The sequence below is a fragment of the Schinkia azotoformans LMG 9581 genome, assembly GCF_000307855.1.
Taxonomy (GTDB): domain Bacteria; phylum Bacillota; class Bacilli; order Bacillales; family Bacillaceae_J; genus Schinkia; species Schinkia azotoformans.
In genome coordinates this window covers 77,839-97,548 of the sequence record NZ_AJLR01000040.1, presented here as the reverse complement: position 1 = coordinate 97,548, position 19,710 = coordinate 77,839, and the positions used below count along the sequence as shown (strand labels likewise).

Sequence of the window (19,710 nt, the reverse complement as noted above, 5' to 3'; positions counted from 1 at the left end):
CCTGATTAAAAATACCTGACTGTAATTTAAATCACACTCTCCATCATTGAAAGTGCTTTCTTAAAATAATATTTTTGTGCAATTAACCATTAACACTATTATTAAACTACTTTTTCATATCAGAAAGTTATACAAATTTCGACAAAAATATGAACAAATAAAAAAGACCGGAATAATCTCCAGTCTTTGTTTACTACATATTATTATATTAATAAATTAAATAAATCCATATCTTTATTAAGCTCTTTATATTTAAAGCCTTTTTTCTTCATTCTATTAATTAATGGTTCATAATCCATCCTGTTTTTAAGTTCCAATCCAACGAGAGCCGGTCCGTTGTCTTTATTATTCTTCTTCGTGTATTCGAATCGAGTAATATCGTCATCTGGACCCAAAACTTCATCCAGGAATTCACGTAATGCACCTGCACGTTGTGGAAAATTAACGATGAAATAATGCATTAATCCTTCATAAATCAAGGATTTTTCTTTCATTTCCTGCATTCTGCTGATATCATTATTACCGCCGCTGACGACGCAAACTACTGTTTTTCCTTTAATTTTATCTTTATTAAAATCAAGAGCAGCGATAGACAACGCTCCTGCAGGTTCTACAACAATGGCATTTTCATTATATAGTTCAAGAATGGTCGAGCAGACTTTTCCTTCAGGAACCACAGTTACTCCCGCCAACAACTCCTTACAAATCTCAAAATTCATCTCACCAACTGTTTTAACAGCGGCGCCATCAACAAATTTATCAATTTTATCGAGGGTAACAATTTCATTTTGATCCAGTGAAATTTTCATGGATGGAGCACCTTCCGGTTCAACTCCAATTATTTGAGTTTTTGGAGAAATGGCTTTAACGTAAGTACCAACCCCGGAAATGAGGCCGCCCCCACCAATTGCCGCAAATATATAGTCAACTTCCTCATCAATATCATTTAAGATTTCCATAGCCAGTGTTCCTTGACCAGCAATGACATGTGGATCATCGAATGGATGGATAAATACCTTCCCTTCTTGTTTACAGCACTCCATCGCTTTTTGAGAGGAATCATCAAATGTATCACCGATTAAGACGATTTCTACAAACTCTCCACCAAATCTTGTAACAGAGTTAATCTTTTGACGCGGTGTTGTGGATGGCATGAATATTTTCCCCTTAATTTTTAAAGCATTACAGGAATAAGCCACGCCTTGTGCATGATTTCCTGCACTTGCGCAAACAACCCCTTTCTTCCGTTCCTCTTCCGTTAAGCTTTGAATTTTATTATAGGCACCACGAAGTTTAAACGAACGAACAATTTGTAAATCTTCCCTTTTTAAATAAACATTACACTGATATCGTTCAGATAATATTTCATTTTTTTGTAATGGTGTATGGGTAACAATATCTTTTAAAGCATGATTTGCAATGATGATATCTTCAATTTGTACTTTCTTCATAACCTTTGTACCTTCCATCTTAGATAGTCCTTCTTTCTAAAGCTATTGTATACATAGAATTTTCATTCTATTATAACACGTTTTAGAGGGACTGAGAAAAGTATTTTCAAAACTCTTGCAATTTTCGGTAAATGCGAAAACGTTATCATTAAAATATAACCTGCAATTTAATGTAAAATTAAAAAATGGAAGAGCTCCATTTTTGATGATAGCTCTCCCATTCACCGCCAAAATTATGACAAAATTCTTTCATAAATAGCAAAATAATAATCATACGGATTTTTCTCGTCTTTAGGTCCTTTTTCCTTAGAAATAAGTGTCCAATCCGATTCTCTTACCAGCGGGAAATATGTATCCCCTTCAAATTCATGGTCAATTTCGGTTATATATAAGCGATCGGTAGAAGTTAAAACTTCTTTAAAAATTTCTGCACCACCGATGACACACACTTCCCCATTTGCTATTTTTTCTATATCAAAAACATCATCAATACTATGGATAATCGTGCAGCCCTCAGTCTGATACTCTCTGTTTTTCGTTAATATAATATTTTCCCGACCAGGTAATGGTCTTCCAATCGACTCATAGGTTTTTCTTCCCATTACGATTGCTTTCCCCATTGTTACTTTTTTAAAAAAAGCCAAATCCGCCGGCAGATGCCATGGTAATTGATTATTTTTGCCGATCACTCTGTTTTTATCCATTGCTACCACGATTGAAATCATTCGAAAGATCCTTTCCTATTCGATTCATATCTTCGATTTAATTGCTTTTGTTTTTGCTTTTCTCCAATAAATAAAAATAACACTAATAGTTGCAAGTAATACAAATACGATAAAGTAAACCCGATATTGGTCTATTATAAACTCGACTCGATGCCAATTTTTCCCCAATGTCCGGCCCAATGTTATGAAGGTAAATCCCCAAAACACCGCACCTGTATAGGCAAATAAGGCAAACTTTTTAAATGACATTGTGTTAATTCCGGCAAGATAAGCGGTAATATGACGTACACCGGGAATAAAATATCCTATAAACAATAAATAAGGGCCAAATTTTTCAAAGAGACGATGAGTCGTTTCGATCCTTTTTTCTGTAAAATGAAGTCTAGGTCCGAATTTATGTAAAAAGGGGCTACCTAATTTAATTCCTAAAAAATAACTAATCGAAATTCCAATGATGGCCCCAATAAATACACTAGCTAAAGATAAAACATAGGATAATTTTCCCAAAAATACGTTATATCCAATGTAAGTAAGCAAGAATTCATCAGGAATCGGCAAACCGACAATTCCCAAAATTAATAGGAACATAATTCCAAAGTATCCATAATGCTCCAACAAATAAATTAAATGGCTTTCCATTTATTCACAACCCATTTATCACACTGCTACCGGTGCTTTAATAGCCGGATATGGATCATATCCAATAAGTTCAATATCATCCATTTCAAAATCAAATACAGAGGTAACATTTGTGTTTAATTTTAAAGTTGGCAAGGGTTTTGGCTCCCTGCTTAACTGTGTATTAATTTGTTCAATATGATTCACATAAATATGGGCATCCCCAAATGTATGTACAAAATCACCAACCTGTAAGCCGCATTCCTGGGCTATTAAATGTGTTAATAACGCATAACTGGCGATATTGAAGGGCACTCCTAAGAAAATGTCGGCTGATCTTTGATAAAGCTGACAGCTTAGTTTTCCTTCTGCAACATAAAATTGGAATAAGCTATGACATGGAGGTAATGCCATGCCGGAAACCTCACCCGGATTATAGGCAACGACTAACAATCTTCGGCTGTCCGGATTTCTCTTAATTTCTTCGATAACATTTTTTAGCTGATCGATCATTTCTCCGCGTGCTGTCTCCCAGTTCCGCCATTGTTTTCCGTAAACCGGCCCAAGTTCACCATATTTCTTTGCAAATTCATCGTCTGATAAAATTCTTTCTTTGAACTTGTCCATCTCAATTTGATAGAGTTCATTAAATTGTTCATCGATAAGGCTGCGGCGACCAAAATCAGTCATATCGGGCCCATTGTACTCGCTGCTTTCTACCCAATTCTTAAAAGCCCACTCATTCCAAATATTATTATTATGCTGCAATAAATACCTGATATTAGTATCCCCTTTAATAAACCATAGAAGTTCACTGGCAATTAATCGAAAAGGAATACGTTTTGTTGTTAACAGTGGGAATCCCTGATTTAAGTCAAAACGCATTTGATAGCCGAACACAGATAAAGTGCCTGTACCAGTTCGGTCTTCTTTTTTAATCCCGTTATTTATAATGTGCTGGCACATTTGTAAATAAGCATTTTCTGAATGATGCAATGATGATACAACTCCTTTTATATAGTTCATTCCTTCTTTTGCACTCTATTATAACAAAAAGGCCCTTTACTGTGTAAAAACAGTTACAAAAAGAGAAAAACCGAACGTTAATAATTTTTTTAAAATTTTTGTTCGTTTTTTATAAAAACCCTCTTTTCAAGATTATTTTTCTAATATATAATGCAAATTACATTAAATAAAAATTACATAAGACTAGCTCGTATAATAGCTGGAATATGGCCAGCGAGTTTCTACCGGATTACCATAAATTTTCCGACTACGAGTAAGCTCATTTGGTTTAAGATTTAATACTTTTCATTTAAAGTATTATCTTTACTAGAATACTATATCCCAAATCTGTTGCTTACTCAAATTGAGAAACAACTGGTTTGGGCTTTTTTAGTTGAAAGGAGATAAACAGAAAAACTATGAGAGAATTACAAGAAAAAATCCGCCAAGAGGGAATTGTCCTACCGAATAACGTTTTAAAGGTTGATTCCTTTATTAACCATCAAATGGATCCAAAGTTAATGAAGAAAATCGGGGAGGAATTTGCAAAAAGATTCGAAAATGAAGGAATTACGAAGATTTTAACGATCGAATCATCCGGAATTGCGCCGGCCATTATGACTGCTTTAGAGTTCGATGTTCCAGTTGTTTTTGCTAGAAAGAGAAAACCTCTTACCGCTAGCGACCATTTATATTGTTCAAGTGTCTACTCCTATACTAAACAAGAAACAAATGAAATCACTGTTTCGAAGGATTATTTATTACAATCAGATACCGTTCTTATAATCGATGATTTTCTTGCAAATGGCCAAGCAGCTCTTGGATTAATCGATCTTGCCCGACAAGCGGGAGCAAAAGTAGCCGGTGTTGGGATTGTAATTGAGAAATCATTCCAGGAAGGTGCCGACCTAATTACAGCTAAAGGATTCCGCTTAGAATCACTTGCAAGAATTGAATCATTAGAAAACGGTGAAGTTTCTTTTAAAACTGAGGAATGTGTATCTATTTAACTATTTCTTTTATTGGAGGATTATATGAAAAACTCATTGAAAACATTCTCATTAGGTTTTCAGCATGTTTTAGCTATGTATGCTGGTGCGGTTATCGTACCTCTTATTGTGGGGGGTGCTTTAGGGTTATCATTTGAACAATTAACGTATCTTGTCTCAATTGATTTATTAGCATGCGGTATTGCTACACTTCTACAAGTTTGGAAAAATCGTTTTTTTGGTATCGGCCTGCCGATCATGCTTGGATGTACGTTCACAGCCGTTGGTCCAATGATTGCGATTGGTACACAATATGGTATATCTTCCGTTTACGGTGCGATTATTGTCTCAGGACTAATCGTTGTTTTGATCGCCCAATATTTCGGTAAGTTGCTTAAATTCTTCCCTCCTGTTGTAACTGGTTCCGTCGTTACAATCATTGGTATTACATTAATTCCCACCGCTATCAATAACATGGCTGGTGGACAAGGGAATCCAGAGTTTGGAAATCCGAAGTTTTTAATGCTTTCATTTGGTGTTTTAGTCATTATTTTATTACTAAACAAATTTTTCACTGGCTTTATTCGTTCTATCTCCATTTTATTAGGAATGATCATCGGTACGATTGCAGCTTCTTTTATGGGGCTCGTTGATTTTTCAAAAGTTGGCGAAGCTTCTTGGGTACATATGGTGCAGCCATTTTATTTTGGAACACCTACCTTTGAACTAACACCAATTTTAACGATGACCTTGGTTAATATTGTTAGTTTAATAGAATCTACAGGTGTGTACCTTGCGTTAAGCAGCATTTGCGGGCAAAAGCTATCGCAACAAGATTTAACAAAGGGCTACCGAGCAGAAGGATTGGCGATTATGCTCGGCGGTATATTTAACGCTTTACCTTATACAGCCTACTCGCAAAACGTCGGCCTTGTCCAGCTATCGGGAGTTAAATCGAAAAATACGATTTTTATGGCAGGCTTTATCCTTGTTATTTTAGGATTAGTTCCAAAAATTGCGGCCATTACTACCATAATTCCTGAGCCAGTACTAGGCGGTGCAATGGTAGCGATGTTCGGAATGGTAGTCGCTTATGGGATTAAGATGTTAAGCAATGTTAGTTTTGATACCCAAGGAAATTTATTAATTATTGCCTGCTCTGTTGGTATGGGCTTAGGTGTAACTACCGTTCCTGAAATGTTCGCTCAATTACCTTCCAGTGTTCAAATTTTAACAAGCAACGGGATCGTCGCCGGCAGCTTAACAGCAATTGCACTAAACATTATGTTTAATGTTATACCTAGCAGCAAAGCTGAAGGAAAAAATACCGTCGTTTCGATAGAAGGTCAGAAAGTTTCTTAAATTGCTCGTTACATTTGCGTGGTATCCTGTCTTCAATTTAATGCTTTTACATTTATCCTCACTAAAGTGGGCTCGATTTACTTTTGATGATAGATAACTTCCGTTTATCCTCACCAAAGTGGACTCGAGCTCCTTTTAATAATAGATAACTTCCATTTATCCTCACCAAAGTGGACTCGAGCTCCTTTTGATAATAGATAACCTGCTTTTATCCTCACCAATATGGACTCGAGCTCCTTTTGATGAGGGATAAGGCAGTTTTTGTTGTAAAAGTATGCTATATTTTGATAGAGTTAGTTTATTATGTTTATAAATGGTTTGATGGAGGTTTTTATGGATTACAGTCAGTTTAAAGAAATTGTTTTAGGCAGAAGAAGTGTAAGAAAATTCGAAGAAAAAGAAGTATCAAACGAAGATATTATTGAGTTAATTGATTGCGCTAGATACGCCCCTAGTGACACAAACTCACAAACATGGGAATTTATCGTGATTAAAGATAAGGAAAAGATAAAGAAGATCGAAGAATTAACTTGGGATGCCCTTCACGAAAGAGCGAAAGACGCAGAAGAACGTGGTTTAGATAGACCAGCTAAAATGCTGCTCAAATCATTTGGTCCTTATGCCACTGCTTTTTCAGATGCGCCTGTCTTGGTTATTTGCTTAGCAACACCATACGAATCTAAGTTTAGGGAAAAAGTGTTTAACCCGATCGACCTTGTTCCTGACGAAGTATGGCGAGAAGAAGGAATAAAAAGCAGCTGCCTAGCTTCCCAAAATTTAATGTTAGCAGCCCATGCCAAAGGATTGGGTACTTGTCCAATGACTGGCCCTGTTTTACTTGCTGAAGAACGATTACGCGGGTATTTACATATTGAAGAAAGTAAAACGATTAACATGGTTATTGCTTTAGGGTATCCAAAAGAAACACCAAAAAGATTGGCCCGTAAAGAAGTCGCGGATATCTTGAAGATTATTGAATAATAAAAAATAACGTTAAAAGCCACACTGCCCGGATTTCAATTCGGACAGTGCGGCTTTCTATTTTAATCCCAATTTTATAATGTTTGCTTACTTGTAAAACTTTCAGTTAATTGTGGAACGATTTGCTTCTTGCGTGATACAACACCTTGTAAAATCGCTAAATTATTATTTAATTTAACCTTAAAAGCTTCCTCAAGATTAGAAGTTGAATCTCCAAGAGCTAGCGCAATTGAATCACTCTTTAAAATATCCGTTACAACTAGAACGAATAAATCTAAGTTCTTTTCTTTAATAAATGCTGTCATAGCCTCTTCCAACTCTTGTTGACGTACAAGAATATCGTTTGGATCAATCGCATTTACCTGAGCAACTTGAACCCTTGCAGTTCCCATAGGAAACTCTTTAGAATCAAGTGTGATTAACTCAGCAGCAGTTTTTGAACTTAAATTAGTGCCAGCTTTTAACATTTCTAATCCATAATCTTCAGCATCTACACCCGCAATGGCTGCTAATTCTTTAGCAGCATCCACATCTTGCTGTGTACATGTCGGTGATTTAAATAATAATGAATCAGAAATAATAGCAGAAAGCATTAAGCCTGCAATTTCTTTTTCGATCGCAACGCCATTTTCTTTGTACATTTTGTTTAAAATGGTTGCTGTGCAACCAACCGGCTCAATACGGAAATACAAAGGATCCTTTGTTTCGAAGTTTGCGACACGGTGATGGTCAATTACTTCTGCGATTCGCACTTCTGTAATATCATTCGCACTTTGCTGACGCTCGTTATGGTCTACTAAAATAACCGTACTTACTTCAGAAGCAACTTGTTCAACCAAACGCGGTTCTTTTGCTCCAAAATAGTCAAGGGCGAATTTTGTTTCCCCGTTAATTTCTCCTAAACGGATTGCTTCCGTATTAAATCCTAATTTTGTTTTTAAGTCATTATAGACAATCGCAGAACAGATTGAATCTGTGTCAGGATTTTTATGACCGAGAATAAACACCTTTTCCATAAGATTACTCCTTTTCATTTGCAGTTTGCTCTTCATTCTAAGAAGATTTCCACTTTTAAATAACTAAATAATTTAAGTACATAGATATTTTACTGTAAAAATACAGGTAAGAAAAGTCAAAATTATTGTATCACATTACTTCTTTTTAAAAAAATATCGCTATAAAATAATTATATTTTTTAATATTGAGTACCATACCAGTTAAATTGTCACATTATGTTTATTTCCATATTATTAACAGGTTGTTGTTCAAGTTCTTTCTCACCATGTATTTTTAAAAAAAGCTTACGCGATGAACGTAAGCTTTTTTGTTTCTTGCTAGTTTTTATATTTAAACTTAGAAATCAATTGATTTAATTCTTCCGCTTTTGATGAAAGAGTATTGGCTGATGCTGTTATTTCTTGCATGGAAGCCATTTGTTCTTCTGTTGATGCAGCTACTTCTTCTGCTGTTGTAGCGTTCCCTTTTGCAATTACTGAAAGATCATTAATCGTAGCAGATACCTGCTGTACGGCAGCTGACATTTGCTCCGCTATCGCGGATACCTCTTCCATTTGCGGCGTAATTTCCTTTGTACTTTGAAGGATTCCATTAAATTTCTCTATTGCTTCATTTGAAACTTTAACCCCTACTTGGACATCATCTGTCACACGAGCCATAATTTGCACTGAACTTTCCGTGTCCTTTTGGATTCCTTCCACTATTGCAAGAATTTCTTTGGCAGATTGTTGCGATTGCTCCGCAAGCTTGCGCACCTCATCAGCTACGACTGCAAATCCACGGCCATGTTCTCCCGCTCTTGCAGCCTCAATTGCAGCATTTAGGGAAAGCAGATTCGTTTGCTCTGCGATACCAGTAATAACATCCAATATAGAACTTACTTCACGTGAACGCTCATATAGGGATTTAATCATCGTATTGGATTCGTTAACAGACGAATGAATGGAATTCATTTGGTTCACGGTATCCTGAACAGATTGGCCTCCAATTTCGGCTAGCGTAGTTGTATGGTTTGCAAGCTCGAATACTTTTTTAGAACTATCCACAATCCGATTGACACCATTGGAAACCTCTCCCAATGCTCTTGCATTATGTTCAACCTCGTATGTTTGTTTCTCAGCACTGCCTGCTACTTCTTGAACTGAAGCTGTCACTTGTTCAGTAGCCACATTTGTATGTTCAGCACTAGCCATTAATTCATCAGAGGAAGCTGAAACCTGTGCTGCTGTATTGGCTACTGTTTTAATGACCTCCTTCATATTAACAACCATTTCGTTGAAGCTTGCAGTTAAATTTCCAATTTCATCATTGGACTTCACTTCAAGAGGTTGACTGGTTAAATCACCGTTTGCTACAGTTTTCATACCTTCGGAAACTGCTAGAATTGGCTTTATCAATTTAGTAATAATAGAGTAAGCAAGAGCGATAATCAAAATGGACGAAATCACTATTATCAGATATGTTAGTTTTTCAATCGCATTAGATTCTTCCAAAGCTAATTTCTCGGGCATACTGATGCTTAACCCATAGCCCACCGTTTGAATTGGTGCATACGCAATTAAAAAGTTTTCATTTGATAGTTCAAATAAAGAAATTCCAGATTCAACTAAACTTTTTCTGAGCGCTGCTTTCAATGTACTACTGATAGAGGCTTCATCAATTGTTGAGTAAATATCTTCTTTATTAGGTGCTACTTGTAGGCGTTTTTCAGCATCTACAAGCGTAATACCAGAGGCTTTATCAATCCCATCCTTTAAAAATGTATCAACAAGAGCCTCAAAATTCGCGGACCCGGCTAGTACACCAATCACTTTTCCACCATTATCTTTTATTGGAGTAGCTACAACTACAATTCGATTGCCCGTTGCTTTAGATATTAATACTTCAGAGTAGGATGACTCGCCTTTTGTTAATGCCGCTTGAACATAGGAACGGTCACTATAATCAGAGCCGATATTTTTCGGGGTTGTATGAGAAATAACAGTCCCTTTAGAATTAACGATAAAATTGGTCTCAAAGACTTCTGATCTTTCGTTAACAATTGAAATAAACGGGAAAATCCGTTCATTATCCATTGATTTAATGGTTTCTGTTTCCGCTACTAGTTGTAGTTCAGCCATTTGAGTCCGGAACCATTCATCCATTGCCTGTGCTTTACTTAAAACGAGGCCATGCATTGATTCTTTTTCTTTAGAAATAGTGATTTTGCTGTTTAAGTTAGATACTAACAAAGAAACGATTAATAAAGGAATCAATGATACTAATAAAAATGATGCTATAAATTTTGTTCGGATACTATTGGAACTAAACCTTTTCTTTTCAACCATAAATACTACGACTCCCCTTACATTAACTTAAAGCTAGATAAATATAATGGTATAATTATTCACGACAAAAAACAACAAAATATTACAAATATTTTTACGATAAGCGGGAGTTTTTTGTTTATATGGAATACAAAAGGATGTCCCCGTGAACGTTAGTGACACCCTCTTTTACATTTAACATATTCTAGGAAGTTGCATACCTACCAGTCTATTCAACCTCCTTTTACTTCCAATCGGGGTAGTTATAAAAAGCTGCCCTTTATCCTTTGATGTAACCTTACCAATCACACAGGCATCCTTTCCCTTATTATTTCGCTGTAACACATGCAATACTTTATCTTCATCCTCTTTTGCGACTATGAATATGATCTTACCCTCGTTTGCCAGATAAAGAGGGTCAAAACCTAAAATATCAGAGGCACCATGTACTTGGTTTTTAATAGGTATCGATCTTTCCTCAATCTCCATTGTGATCTGGAAATCCTCACATATTTCCACTAGTGTTGTAGCTAACCCTCCACGCGTTGGGTCTCTCATCATTTTCACATGATTAGAAACGTTCAAAACGTCTTGAATCATATGGTTAAGGGAAGCACAATCGCTCGAAAGGTCGGTCTGGATTCCAAGTTCACCACGGGCACTTAAAATCGCAATCCCATGATCGCCAATGGTCCCACTAATAATAATGGAATCACCCTCTTTGATACTTTCAGGCTTGACACGTTTTTCTTCGGATTCAAAAATCCCTATCCCAGTAGTGTTAATGTAAAGTCCGTCAGCACTTCCCCGTTCAACTACCTTCGTATCTCCTGCAACAATCCGAACTCCAGCTTTTTTAGCCTCCTGAAACATGGACTCCACGATGCTTTTTAAATCACTGATTGGAAATCCCTCTTCGATAATAAAGGAAGCTGTTAAATACTCAGGCTTAGCACCTGTTACTGCAAGATCGTTCACAGTGCCGGCAACCGCTAGCTTGCCTATATTTCCGCCGGGGAAAAAGATCGGCCTGACTACAAAACTATCTGTTGTAAAGGCTATTTCAGCCCTTGAAAGGGATAGTGGAGCTGCATCTAATTGTGCTTCCTTTTGATGTCCAAAGTTCCTTACAAAAACATCCTGAATAAGTTTATGGGCCCATTCACCGCCATCACCATGTGCTAAACTAATCCGTTCACTCATAATTATTCCTCCCTCATGTATTGGTAATGGGCAGCACAACTACCTTCACCAGACACCATACACGGTCCAATTGGGTTTGCTGGTGTACAGGCCTTTCCAAATAATTTACAATCCTCAGGACCAACTAAGCCACAAATAATTTCACCACAACGGCATTTTGTCTTTTTAGGCTCGCCAACCTGAACCTCAAATCTATTTTTTGCATTTAAATTTGCAAAATTATCATGGATATCTAACCCGCTATTCGGAATGATCCCTAATCCACGCCAAGCTTCATCACAAGGCTTGAAATACGTTTCCAAAATCTTTTGAGTAACTGGGTTGCCATCCTCAGTCACAATCCTTTTATAGTTATTAATTATATCGACTCGTTCTTCAAGCAATAGATCGATAAGATGATAGATTCCACTTAGAAGCTCGACGGGCTCAAAAGCAGTAATAACACCAGGAATCTTATATTCATCAACCAAATACTGGTACCCTTTTCTTCCTAAGACAATTGAAACATGGCCTGGTAGCATAAAGCCATCGACTTTTACTTCACCAGCATCTAATAAAGTGCGGAGAACAGGCTCAACAAGCTTTGTTGTGACCCACATTGAAAAGTTTTTAACTTGTTTTTCATAAGCAGTCTTTAAAGCCACCCCTAAGATCGGGATTGTCGTTTCAAACCCTACACCTAAAAAGATAACTTCTTTAGTAGGATTTTCCTCCGCAATTCGAACAGCATCAGTTGGTGAATAGATAATACGGATATCTGCACCTTCAGTTTTTGCTTCCATTAAGGTTCGCTTTGTACCCGGAACACGGATCATATCACCAAATGTACAAATGATGCGATTTTCTCCATTCGCTAACTCAATCATAGCATCAATTGATTTTTGATCGGTTACACAAACAGGACAACCCGGTCCGGAAATTAATTTGACATGGGCCTGAAGAGCCTTTTTTACTCCTGTGCGAGCTAAAGCCATCGTGTGTGAACCACAAACCTCCATAAAAGCTGGTTTATGACCATATTTTTCTTCGAATTTTTTTGCATGTTGTATCGTTTTTTCAAGAAGTCTTTTGCTAATTTCCGGATTAGATGTTTGTTCAAGCATCTCTAACATCAGCAAGCTTCCTCCATTCATCCATGCTTTCTTTTGCGAATTTTTCATCGATAATGGACATGGCTTGTCCAGCATGAACAACAACAAAATCATCAATTTCAACTTCTGGAACAAAAATGATACCAACCGTCATCCGTGAACCCATCACATCTACGACAGCACTATATTCTTGTTTTTCAAGAACTTTAGCAGGTACACCTACGCACATCGAAATATCTCCTTTCATCTTGCGCATAATTCAATCAGTTTTGTGCTGAGGCAACCTTTAGTTGCCCTAAGGAAAGACCCCCATCATTACAAGGAACTTGTTTATGGGTATACACTCTAAAACCTTCCATTTCTAGAATTCTTTTCATTTGTGTTACTAAAAATGGATTATGAAAACTACCGCCTGACAAAACTACCTTACGATTTGCTTGAGGCAACTGGGTACTCATTATTTTAATGCAATCTCGACAAGCTTTTACAATGGTTTCGTGGAAGGCATGGATAATTTCTTTCTTGTTACGACCGTTTACATAATCGTGAACAATTCCTGAAAGACATCGTGCAAAATCAATTTCAAGCAGTTCTCCCACCCTATTAAACTGATAACCATAGCCATTATTCGATAAGGACGCCGTTGCATCCATTAGTTCTGAAAGCTTGATAGCAGCTTCTCCATCATAGCTGGAAGTTGTACAAACTCCTAAGATTGCACTTACAGCATCAAAAAGCCGACCACATGAACCTGCAAGAGGACTATTGAGAGTTTTTTCGATCATGTTATGAATAATGCCAATTTCATATTTTTTTTCAGGAAATAGCTGTTCAGATACCTTTTTTCCCTCTACCCCAAAATGTTCAATCAGCATTCCTACCGCGATTCTCCATGGCTCTTTAATCGCCTTTTCTCCTCCTGGAAGTGGAGTATAGCGCAAATGGGCTAAACGTTTGTAATTTACGGCATCACCGTATAAAATTTCGAATCCCCAAACATTCCCATCCTCCCCGTATCCGGTTCCATCAAGGATAATCCCAAAGCAACACTCGTCCACTCCATTGTCAACCATACAAGAAACATGATGGGCATGATGGTGCTGGACTTCGACAACCTTGGAAGGATTAAACTTATCCAACAATTCACGAACGGTATAACCGGGATGCTTATCGATTGCAATTACAGGGTTTTCAAATGGCCCCATCCATTGAAGGAGATGGTCTAATTCTTGGTTATAGTGCTGAAGCATATTGTAATGGTTCATATCCCCAATATGTGGCCCGACAAAAATCTCATGATGTCTTCCAATTGCAAATGTATTTTTTTGCTGGGAACCAAAAGCAAGAACACCGTGATGACTATTCTTTGTATAAATCGGGTCAGGGACATATCCTCTCGCCCGTCGTAAAAATGTTATTTCACTATTAATCACCTGAATTACGGAGTCATCAATAGGGTGCTTGATTTTTCGATTTCCCGTCAACACATAATCAGCGATATCACCTAAATAATCAAACGCTTCATCATCCTTATATAGCATTGGCATCCCAGATGGATTGGCACTTGTCATCACAAGATAGTCCAGCTTGCTTTCAGCGAATAACAGGTGATGTAGTGGCGTATAAGGAAGCATGACACCGAGAGTCTTGATTCCAGGTGCCAGAGCTGTTGGTAATTGATGCGGTTGCTTTTGTCTAAGAACGACAATTGGAGCTTCTGTTGAGATTAAAGCTTTTTCCTCAAGTGAATTCACTTCACAACTTGTTTTTACCAACTCTATATTTTTCACCATAATTGCCAATGGTTTTTGTGGTCTTGTTTTTCTTCTCCTTAGTTCCTCAATTGCTTTTTGATTCGTTGCATCGCAAGCAAGATGATAGCCACCAATCCCTTTTACCGCCAATATTTTTCCCGCTTTCAACTGCTCCTTAGCTAAATGAATAGCATCGGACCCAGTAGCCTCTTTTTTACCATTTATTGAATAAAGAGTAACCTTTGGTCCACAAAACGGACATGCGATTGGTTGGGCATGGTGGCGGCGGTTTGTTGGATCGTTGTATTCATTTCGGCATTTTTCACACATTTCAAATTCACGCATGACTGTAAAGGTGCGGTCATATGGTAATTCATCAATAATTGTGTAACGTGGCCCGCATTGGGTGCAATTAATAAACGGATACTGAAACCGAAAATTTGTAGGATCATTCATTTCCTTTAAGCAATCATCACAAACCGATGCATCGACAGGAATCACAAGTGAAGATGTACCCAACCGTTCACTTGGAATAATAGTAAAATCTTGAAAGTTAGAATAAGAGAGTTCTTCGCTCTCTATTGAATCTATTCTGCTTAAGCGTGGACTCTTATTTTCTAGTTCATCCAACATATAACACAGTGTTTTTTCCTGCCCTTCCAATACTAAGCGAACACCATCCATATTATTTTGCACAGTTCCTTTCAAACCATACTTTTTCGCAAGTTGATAGACAAAGGGACGGAATCCCACACCTTGAACCCGTCCTTTTATTCTTACTAAGATTGCCTTTGGCATTGTTGATAGGCACTCCTGATCCAATTGATCCATTGGTCCATCCCCTCATCTGTTCTAGCGGATACTATCATTAGACTAGAATCAGGATTAATTCCTTTTAAATCTTCTATAGCTTGTTCAACACTAAAATCCAAATACGGAAGAAGATCAATCTTATTGAGAATGACCATTTCAGTGCGACGGAACATCACTGGATATTTAGGAATTTTATCATTTCCTTCAGGAACACTTAATATCGCTATTTTATGATTTTGACCTAGATCATAGCCTGATGGGCAAACGAGGTTCCCTACATTCTCAATAAACAATATATCAAAATGCTCTAGATCAAATTGTGGTAAAGTCTTCGCTATCATTCTAGCATCCAAATGACAGCCGCCACCGGTATTAATTTGAACCGCCTGTGCTCCAGCCTCACGAATTCGGTTGGCGTCTATTTCTGTGGCTAGATCACCTTCTATAACACCAATACGAAATTCATTAGAAAGGCAGGCCACTGTTTTCTGCAGCAGTGTTGTTTTACCGGCACCTGGTGAACTCATAAGGTTGATTACGAGAATATTATTTTTTACGAATTGTTCTCTATTAAAAGCTGCTGCTGTGTTATTGTCTACTAGTACATCTTCTCCTAAGATAACTTTCATCGTCTTTTTCCTCCTTATTCCCCTTCATACGAATCTACTTTAAATGTTTCACCTGAGATCAACCTTCCAGTAGGTATATGACATTCCGGACAAACCGCAATCCTTTGATCAGGCACATACTCTCTTTGACAAAGCGAACAAATAGCTTTCGCTTCCTCACGATGGATCACTAATTGGGAGTATTCGTTTAAAAAGTCAATGCCTTGCCTTTTATAGATATCAAAGGCCATCTCCAGTGCATCAGGTAAAGCATTACTCAAATCTCCAACAATTAAATGTACTTTATTCACCTTTCTTATGCTTTGATTTTTGGCATTTGTACCAACGATGTTTAATATATCACCCATTAAAGCCATTTCATGCATATACATCTTCCTTATAGTGGTAAATATTGTAAAATTTAAAGAATACCAATAAACCAAATGCCGTTTTCACATTTTGCCCGGTATTCTTTTAGTTGTAATTCACCTTGCCTCTCCTTGACTTTGAATGAAGTATCACATTGAAAACATTTTAAACTTTCATCATAACTTAGCCAATGAACAATTATATGACATTTTTGACACACCTTTTCATAAATGCGAACATCTTCACCATTAAAAAATGATAGAAAATGTTTGTTTGCAATATATAAATCCTTGTAGCCAACTGCGTCATCTAACTCTTTTCCTTGGATTGGAATCCACTCAATCCCTGCCAAATCGTCAATCCATCGATCAACCTTTTTTATATCCTCCTCAACAAAAGGCACACTAATTTCCTTAACTGTATTTACGAGGCTCTTTTTGACATAAGAAAAAAAACCTAAGCGATCCATTTTAGTTGCTCCACTTCTTCACTTGCTCTACAACCGCAATCACTAAATCTGGTAATACAGCACGTACAGTATCAGACAATTCAACACCTAATACTAATGATTCCGGTTGAACGCCAATCATAACCATTTCATTTGGTAATTTGTCACGAATCTTTGATGCAAATAAAACTTCTTGAAAGCCTACTTGATGAATTGACATTTTCACTCCAAAATACTGTGGAATATCATCATTACTAATTGTAATTAATGTTCCTCCCGCTTCTCCGGCATTAATAGCATCGATAATTAATAAATAGTCGGCTTCTTCCACTGGTCCTAAAAGGCGCATACCGTCTGTAGCCCCTTCAATAATCTCAACATTTTCAAAGCCCGCTAAGGCGTTTTCGAGTAAAGGCAACACATGGATAGCAACACCCTCATCAGAATAGAGGGTGTTGCCGATTCCAAGTATTGAGATTTTATTAGTTTGCTTGTTTTTTAGTTTTGTCAATTTCTCCACCTTCAATATGTTCTTGCTCATGCTTGTAGCCAGTAAAAATGGATGACAATGTTCCATTCTTTTGTAACCAATCCTCACGAAATGCCATGTAAACATGGACGATCATAAAGACCATAAAGCCCCATGCCGCAATATGATGCCAAGAACGGATTGTAAAGCTGTTACCAAATACGTAAGGAACCCAGCTGAATAGTTTTCCCAAAGTCGATTCAGGTTGTGGCTCAAGAAACATATAAAATCCCGTAAAAATAACAATGATTGAACCAACGCCAATAAAGAGCCAATAGCTCAATTGGGCTAACGGGTTATGTCCGATGTAGTGCTTTTTCTTGTTTGGTAAGAATAAATAAGACTTTAATGTTTCAAAGATGCCGAGCCAAAAGTCTTTTCTTAGTAGGTTGGAAGTTGCGTACTCATTCCCTGCAAATACCCAATACCAACGAATAACCAAATTAAATGTGAAAATAAACGCTGTAACAAAGTGAACGATTCGGACCCAGCCCATTAAAAAGTTGTACGAGGCCTCTTCAGGGATAGGGGCACTAACGAACGGTCTGCCAATATAAATCCCAGTTACCATTAAAATGATAATAGCCGCTGCATTAATCCAGTGAAAAACACGGACCGGGGCCTGCCAAACATAAATATGCCCCCCCTTCTTTTCGGAAATTCTTAATCCATCCGGGTCGAACGCTTTATTAGAAGGGTTAATCATCAGTTGAACCCCCTTTTATCCTAATTTAATTTCAGTTGTCTTATTGTTTTCCAGGTCTGTTAAATGAACCGCACAGGCTAGACACGGGTCAAAGGAATGAATAATCCGGATAATTTCCAACGGCAGATTGGGATCATGAACAGGAGTTCCAGCCAAAGAAGCTTCATATGCCCCGATTTTACCGTTTCCATCAATTGGGGAAGCATTCCATGTAGTAGGTACAACAGCCTGATAACCTTTCACCTTTGCATCCTCTATGACTACCCAGTGTCCGAGCGAACCACGAGGCGCTTCCACCCAGCCAACTCCTTTTGCCTGATTCTGCCATGTTTTTGGTTCCCATTTTGTACGGTCAAATGTAACTTGGTCACCATTCTTTATGTTGGTTAATAACTGGTCCATATCCTCTCTCATCCATTTTGCAACTAAGACTGATTCTAAGCCGCGTGCAACTGTACGACCTAATGCAGATTGAAGAGCCTCTATTCCAACGCCTAATTTTTCTAATGTTGCATCAACAATTTCCACAATCTCCTTTTGCCCTTTTGCATATCCTACGATTAATCTAGCTAATGGACCTGTCTCCATCGGCTCTTCCTTCCAGCGCGGAGCTTTAATCCAGCTGTATTTTTCAGCCGTATTCAATTCCGTAAAAGGAGCTTTAGGTCCAGTGTAATTTAAGGTTGTTTCACCCTCCCACGGATGCTTTCCACCATTATCCTTACCATCATAGGAATACCAAGAGTGATCAATAAACTCCTTGACCTGCTCAGGATCCGTTGGATCGATATCCAATACCTTCGTTAAGTCCCCATTTAAAATGACTCCCCGTGGCATACGGTAGGTGTTAACATCCCGAATATCACCAGTTGCAAAGTCTCCATATGATAAATAGTTATTTAGGCCCCCACCGTATAACCAGTCCTTATAGTAAGAACCGATTGCTAATAGATCTGGTATATATACCTTGTTTACAAACTCATTAGCCTCGTCTATTAGCTGTGAAACGTGCATTAAACGCTCAGCATGGATACCGTTATCACTATTAATATCAATCGGGGTAGCCATACCACCGACAACATAATGTGGATGCGGATTTTTACCACCAAAGATTGTATGTATTTTAACGATTTCCTTTTGCCAATCCAATGCTTCTAAGTAGTGGGCTACTGCTAGTAAATTCACTTCCGGCGGAAGTTTATATTCAGGGTGTCCCCAGTATCCGTTAGCAAAAATGCCCAATTGACCACTATCAACGATTTTTTGTACTTTTTCTTTGATTTCTTTAAAATAACCAGGTGATGATTTAGGCCAGTCGGAGATCGATTGGGCAATGCGGCTCGTTTCATTTGGATCTGCGTTTAAAGCACTGACGATATCTACCCAGTCAAGTGCATGTAAATGATAGAAATGAACGACATGGTCATGGACAAACACTGCCGCGTTCATAATATCGCGAATTAAATGGGCATTTTTGGGAATTTTAATATCTAGCGCATCCTCAACCGAACGGATGGATGCCAATGCATGTGTTGTTGTACAAACTCCACAGATACGCTGAACAAACGCCCAAACATCACGTGGATCCCGGTCTTTAACGATTAATTCAATTCCACGCACCGCTGTTCCAGAGCTGTACGCTCTCTCGATTACACCATTATTTATATCCGCTTCAATCCGTAAGTGACCCTCTATACGTGTAACTGGATCGACTACAATACGTTGTGCCATTTAT

19 protein-coding genes and 1 riboswitch are annotated in these 19,710 nt (G+C 37.7%); of the genes, 3 read left to right on the top strand and 16 right to left on the bottom strand.

Annotated features, from left to right (window positions below; all coding sequences use genetic code 11):
• Positions 1–203: 203 nt before the first annotated feature.
• The 4 genes from ilvA to BAZO_RS04740 all read right to left on the bottom strand — a co-directional run bounded on the left by ilvA (position 204) and on the right by BAZO_RS04740 (position 3,820).
• The gene (gene ilvA, locus BAZO_RS04755) at positions 204–1,469 is read right to left on the bottom strand and encodes a threonine ammonia-lyase IlvA (RefSeq protein ID WP_003330174.1); all 1,266 of its coding nucleotides are present in this window, start codon (positions 1,467–1,469) and stop codon (positions 204–206) included.
• A gap of 215 nt (positions 1,470–1,684) precedes the next feature.
• Positions 1,685–2,176: a dihydrofolate reductase gene (locus tag BAZO_RS04750; protein WP_003330173.1), complete on the bottom strand. Its 492-nt coding sequence runs from the start codon at positions 2,174–2,176 to the stop codon at positions 1,685–1,687.
• Between the two features lie 24 nt (positions 2,177–2,200).
• Entirely contained in the window at positions 2,201–2,815 is a 615-nt protein-coding gene (locus BAZO_RS04745; protein ID WP_003330170.1) for a DedA family protein, read from the bottom strand.
• Positions 2,816–2,833: 18 nt separating this feature from the next.
• Entirely contained in the window at positions 2,834–3,820 is a 987-nt protein-coding gene (locus BAZO_RS04740; RefSeq protein WP_411844588.1) for a thymidylate synthase, read from the bottom strand.
• A gap of 168 nt (positions 3,821–3,988) precedes the next feature.
• A riboswitch (purine riboswitch) is annotated at positions 3,989–4,090 on the top strand.
• A 128-nt stretch (positions 4,091–4,218) separates the two neighbouring features.
• Here BAZO_RS04740 and BAZO_RS04735 point away from each other — a divergent pair.
• From BAZO_RS04735 to BAZO_RS04725, 3 genes are all read left to right on the top strand, one after another.
• Positions 4,219–4,809 (top strand): xanthine phosphoribosyltransferase, encoded by a 591-nt coding sequence (locus tag BAZO_RS04735; protein ID WP_003330168.1) that lies wholly within the window; start codon positions 4,219–4,221, stop codon positions 4,807–4,809.
• A 24-nt stretch (positions 4,810–4,833) separates the two neighbouring features.
• On the top strand, positions 4,834–6,150 hold the full coding sequence (locus tag BAZO_RS04730) for a nucleobase:cation symporter-2 family protein (RefSeq protein WP_003330167.1): 1,317 nt from the start codon (positions 4,834–4,836) through the stop codon (positions 6,148–6,150).
• Positions 6,151–6,483: 333 nt separating this feature from the next.
• Positions 6,484–7,131, top strand: a complete 648-nt coding sequence (locus BAZO_RS04725; protein WP_003330166.1) for a nitroreductase family protein — start codon at positions 6,484–6,486, stop codon at positions 7,129–7,131.
• A 74-nt stretch (positions 7,132–7,205) separates the two neighbouring features.
• On the opposite strand, the gene BAZO_RS04720 is transcribed toward BAZO_RS04725, so the two are convergent.
• The 12 genes from BAZO_RS04720 to BAZO_RS04665 form a co-directional block, all read right to left on the bottom strand.
• Positions 7,206–8,147, bottom strand: coding sequence for a manganese-dependent inorganic pyrophosphatase (locus tag BAZO_RS04720; RefSeq protein ID WP_003330165.1), 942 nt, complete (start codon positions 8,145–8,147; stop codon positions 7,206–7,208).
• Between the two features lie 318 nt (positions 8,148–8,465).
• Positions 8,466–10,475, bottom strand: a complete 2,010-nt coding sequence (locus tag BAZO_RS04715) for a methyl-accepting chemotaxis protein (protein WP_003330164.1) — start codon at positions 10,473–10,475, stop codon at positions 8,466–8,468.
• 174 nt (positions 10,476–10,649) lie between these two features.
• Positions 10,650–11,657 carry a hydrogenase expression/formation protein HypE gene (gene hypE / locus BAZO_RS04710; RefSeq protein ID WP_003330163.1) on the bottom strand — a complete coding sequence of 336 codons (1,008 nt, stop codon included), beginning with the start codon at positions 11,655–11,657 and terminating at the stop codon, positions 10,650–10,652.
• A gap of 2 nt (positions 11,658–11,659) precedes the next feature.
• The gene (gene hypD / locus BAZO_RS04705; protein WP_003330162.1) at positions 11,660–12,769 is read right to left on the bottom strand and encodes a hydrogenase formation protein HypD; all 1,110 of its coding nucleotides are present in this window, start codon (positions 12,767–12,769) and stop codon (positions 11,660–11,662) included.
• Positions 12,753–12,977 (bottom strand): HypC/HybG/HupF family hydrogenase formation chaperone, encoded by a 225-nt coding sequence (locus BAZO_RS04700; RefSeq protein ID WP_003330161.1) that lies wholly within the window; start codon positions 12,975–12,977, stop codon positions 12,753–12,755. Before BAZO_RS04700 ends, hypD begins: the two co-directional genes overlap by 17 nt.
• 34 nt (positions 12,978–13,011) lie before the next feature.
• Positions 13,012–15,300, bottom strand: coding sequence for a carbamoyltransferase HypF (gene hypF, locus BAZO_RS04695; protein WP_003330160.1), 2,289 nt, complete (start codon positions 15,298–15,300; stop codon positions 13,012–13,014).
• Positions 15,282–15,944 carry a hydrogenase nickel incorporation protein HypB gene (gene hypB / locus BAZO_RS04690; RefSeq protein ID WP_003330159.1) on the bottom strand — a complete coding sequence of 221 codons (663 nt, stop codon included), beginning with the start codon at positions 15,942–15,944 and terminating at the stop codon, positions 15,282–15,284. The genes hypF and hypB overlap by 19 nt, the downstream gene beginning before the upstream one ends.
• Positions 15,945–15,958: 14 nt before the next feature.
• A complete protein-coding gene (locus BAZO_RS04685) occupies positions 15,959–16,309 on the bottom strand; it encodes a hydrogenase maturation nickel metallochaperone HypA/HybF (protein ID WP_003330157.1) in 351 nt (116 codons plus the stop codon).
• Between the two features lie 35 nt (positions 16,310–16,344).
• Entirely contained in the window at positions 16,345–16,761 is a 417-nt protein-coding gene (locus BAZO_RS04680) for a hypothetical protein (RefSeq protein WP_003330156.1), read from the bottom strand.
• Between the two features lies 1 nt (position 16,762).
• Complete coding sequence (locus BAZO_RS04675) at positions 16,763–17,251, bottom strand: HyaD/HybD family hydrogenase maturation endopeptidase (protein WP_003330155.1); 489 nt, start codon at positions 17,249–17,251, stop codon at positions 16,763–16,765.
• Positions 17,223–17,975: a Ni/Fe-hydrogenase, b-type cytochrome subunit gene (cybH, locus tag BAZO_RS04670; protein ID WP_003330154.1), complete on the bottom strand. Its 753-nt coding sequence runs from the start codon at positions 17,973–17,975 to the stop codon at positions 17,223–17,225. The genes BAZO_RS04675 and cybH overlap by 29 nt, the downstream gene beginning before the upstream one ends.
• A gap of 15 nt (positions 17,976–17,990) precedes the next feature.
• Positions 17,991–19,706 carry a nickel-dependent hydrogenase large subunit gene (locus BAZO_RS04665; RefSeq protein WP_003330153.1) on the bottom strand — a complete coding sequence of 572 codons (1,716 nt, stop codon included), beginning with the start codon at positions 19,704–19,706 and terminating at the stop codon, positions 17,991–17,993.
• Between the last annotated feature and the right edge of the window lie 4 nt (positions 19,707–19,710).

What these genes read in the sequence shown, in the direction of transcription:
- hypF (WP_003330160.1), bottom strand. Translation starts at nt 15,300, where the DNA reads ATGCCAAAGGCAATCTTAGTAAGAATAAAAGGACGGGTTCAAGGTGTG.
- BAZO_RS04735 (WP_003330168.1), top strand. Translation starts at nt 4,219, where the DNA reads ATGAGAGAATTACAAGAAAAAATCCGCCAAGAGGGAATTGTCCTACCG.
- hypE (WP_003330163.1), bottom strand. Translation starts at nt 11,657, where the DNA reads ATGAGTGAACGGATTAGTTTAGCACATGGTGATGGCGGTGAATGGGCC.
- BAZO_RS04700 (WP_003330161.1), bottom strand. Translation starts at nt 12,977, where the DNA reads ATGTGCGTAGGTGTACCTGCTAAAGTTCTTGAAAAACAAGAATATAGT.
- BAZO_RS04715 (WP_003330164.1), bottom strand. Translation starts at nt 10,475, where the DNA reads ATGGTTGAAAAGAAAAGGTTTAGTTCCAATAGTATCCGAACAAAATTT.
- cybH (WP_003330154.1), bottom strand. Translation starts at nt 17,975, where the DNA reads ATGATTAACCCTTCTAATAAAGCGTTCGACCCGGATGGATTAAGAATT.
- BAZO_RS04725 (WP_003330166.1), top strand. Translation starts at nt 6,484, where the DNA reads ATGGATTACAGTCAGTTTAAAGAAATTGTTTTAGGCAGAAGAAGTGTA.
- ilvA (WP_003330174.1), bottom strand. Translation starts at nt 1,469, where the DNA reads ATGGAAGGTACAAAGGTTATGAAGAAAGTACAAATTGAAGATATCATC.
- BAZO_RS04745 (WP_003330170.1), bottom strand. Translation starts at nt 2,815, where the DNA reads ATGGAAAGCCATTTAATTTATTTGTTGGAGCATTATGGATACTTTGGA.
- hypB (WP_003330159.1), bottom strand. Translation starts at nt 15,944, where the DNA reads ATGAAAGTTATCTTAGGAGAAGATGTACTAGTAGACAATAACACAGCA.
- BAZO_RS04680 (WP_003330156.1), bottom strand. Translation starts at nt 16,761, where the DNA reads ATGGATCGCTTAGGTTTTTTTTCTTATGTCAAAAAGAGCCTCGTAAAT.
- BAZO_RS04665 (WP_003330153.1), bottom strand. Translation starts at nt 19,706, where the DNA reads ATGGCACAACGTATTGTAGTCGATCCAGTTACACGTATAGAGGGTCAC.
- BAZO_RS04685 (WP_003330157.1), bottom strand. Translation starts at nt 16,309, where the DNA reads ATGCATGAAATGGCTTTAATGGGTGATATATTAAACATCGTTGGTACA.
- BAZO_RS04740 (WP_411844588.1), bottom strand. Translation starts at nt 3,820, where the DNA reads ATGAACTATATAAAAGGAGTTGTATCATCATTGCATCATTCAGAAAAT.
- BAZO_RS04750 (WP_003330173.1), bottom strand. Translation starts at nt 2,176, where the DNA reads ATGATTTCAATCGTGGTAGCAATGGATAAAAACAGAGTGATCGGCAAA.
- BAZO_RS04730 (WP_003330167.1), top strand. Translation starts at nt 4,834, where the DNA reads ATGAAAAACTCATTGAAAACATTCTCATTAGGTTTTCAGCATGTTTTA.
- BAZO_RS04720 (WP_003330165.1), bottom strand. Translation starts at nt 8,147, where the DNA reads ATGGAAAAGGTGTTTATTCTCGGTCATAAAAATCCTGACACAGATTCA.
- hypD (WP_003330162.1), bottom strand. Translation starts at nt 12,769, where the DNA reads ATGTTAGAGATGCTTGAACAAACATCTAATCCGGAAATTAGCAAAAGA.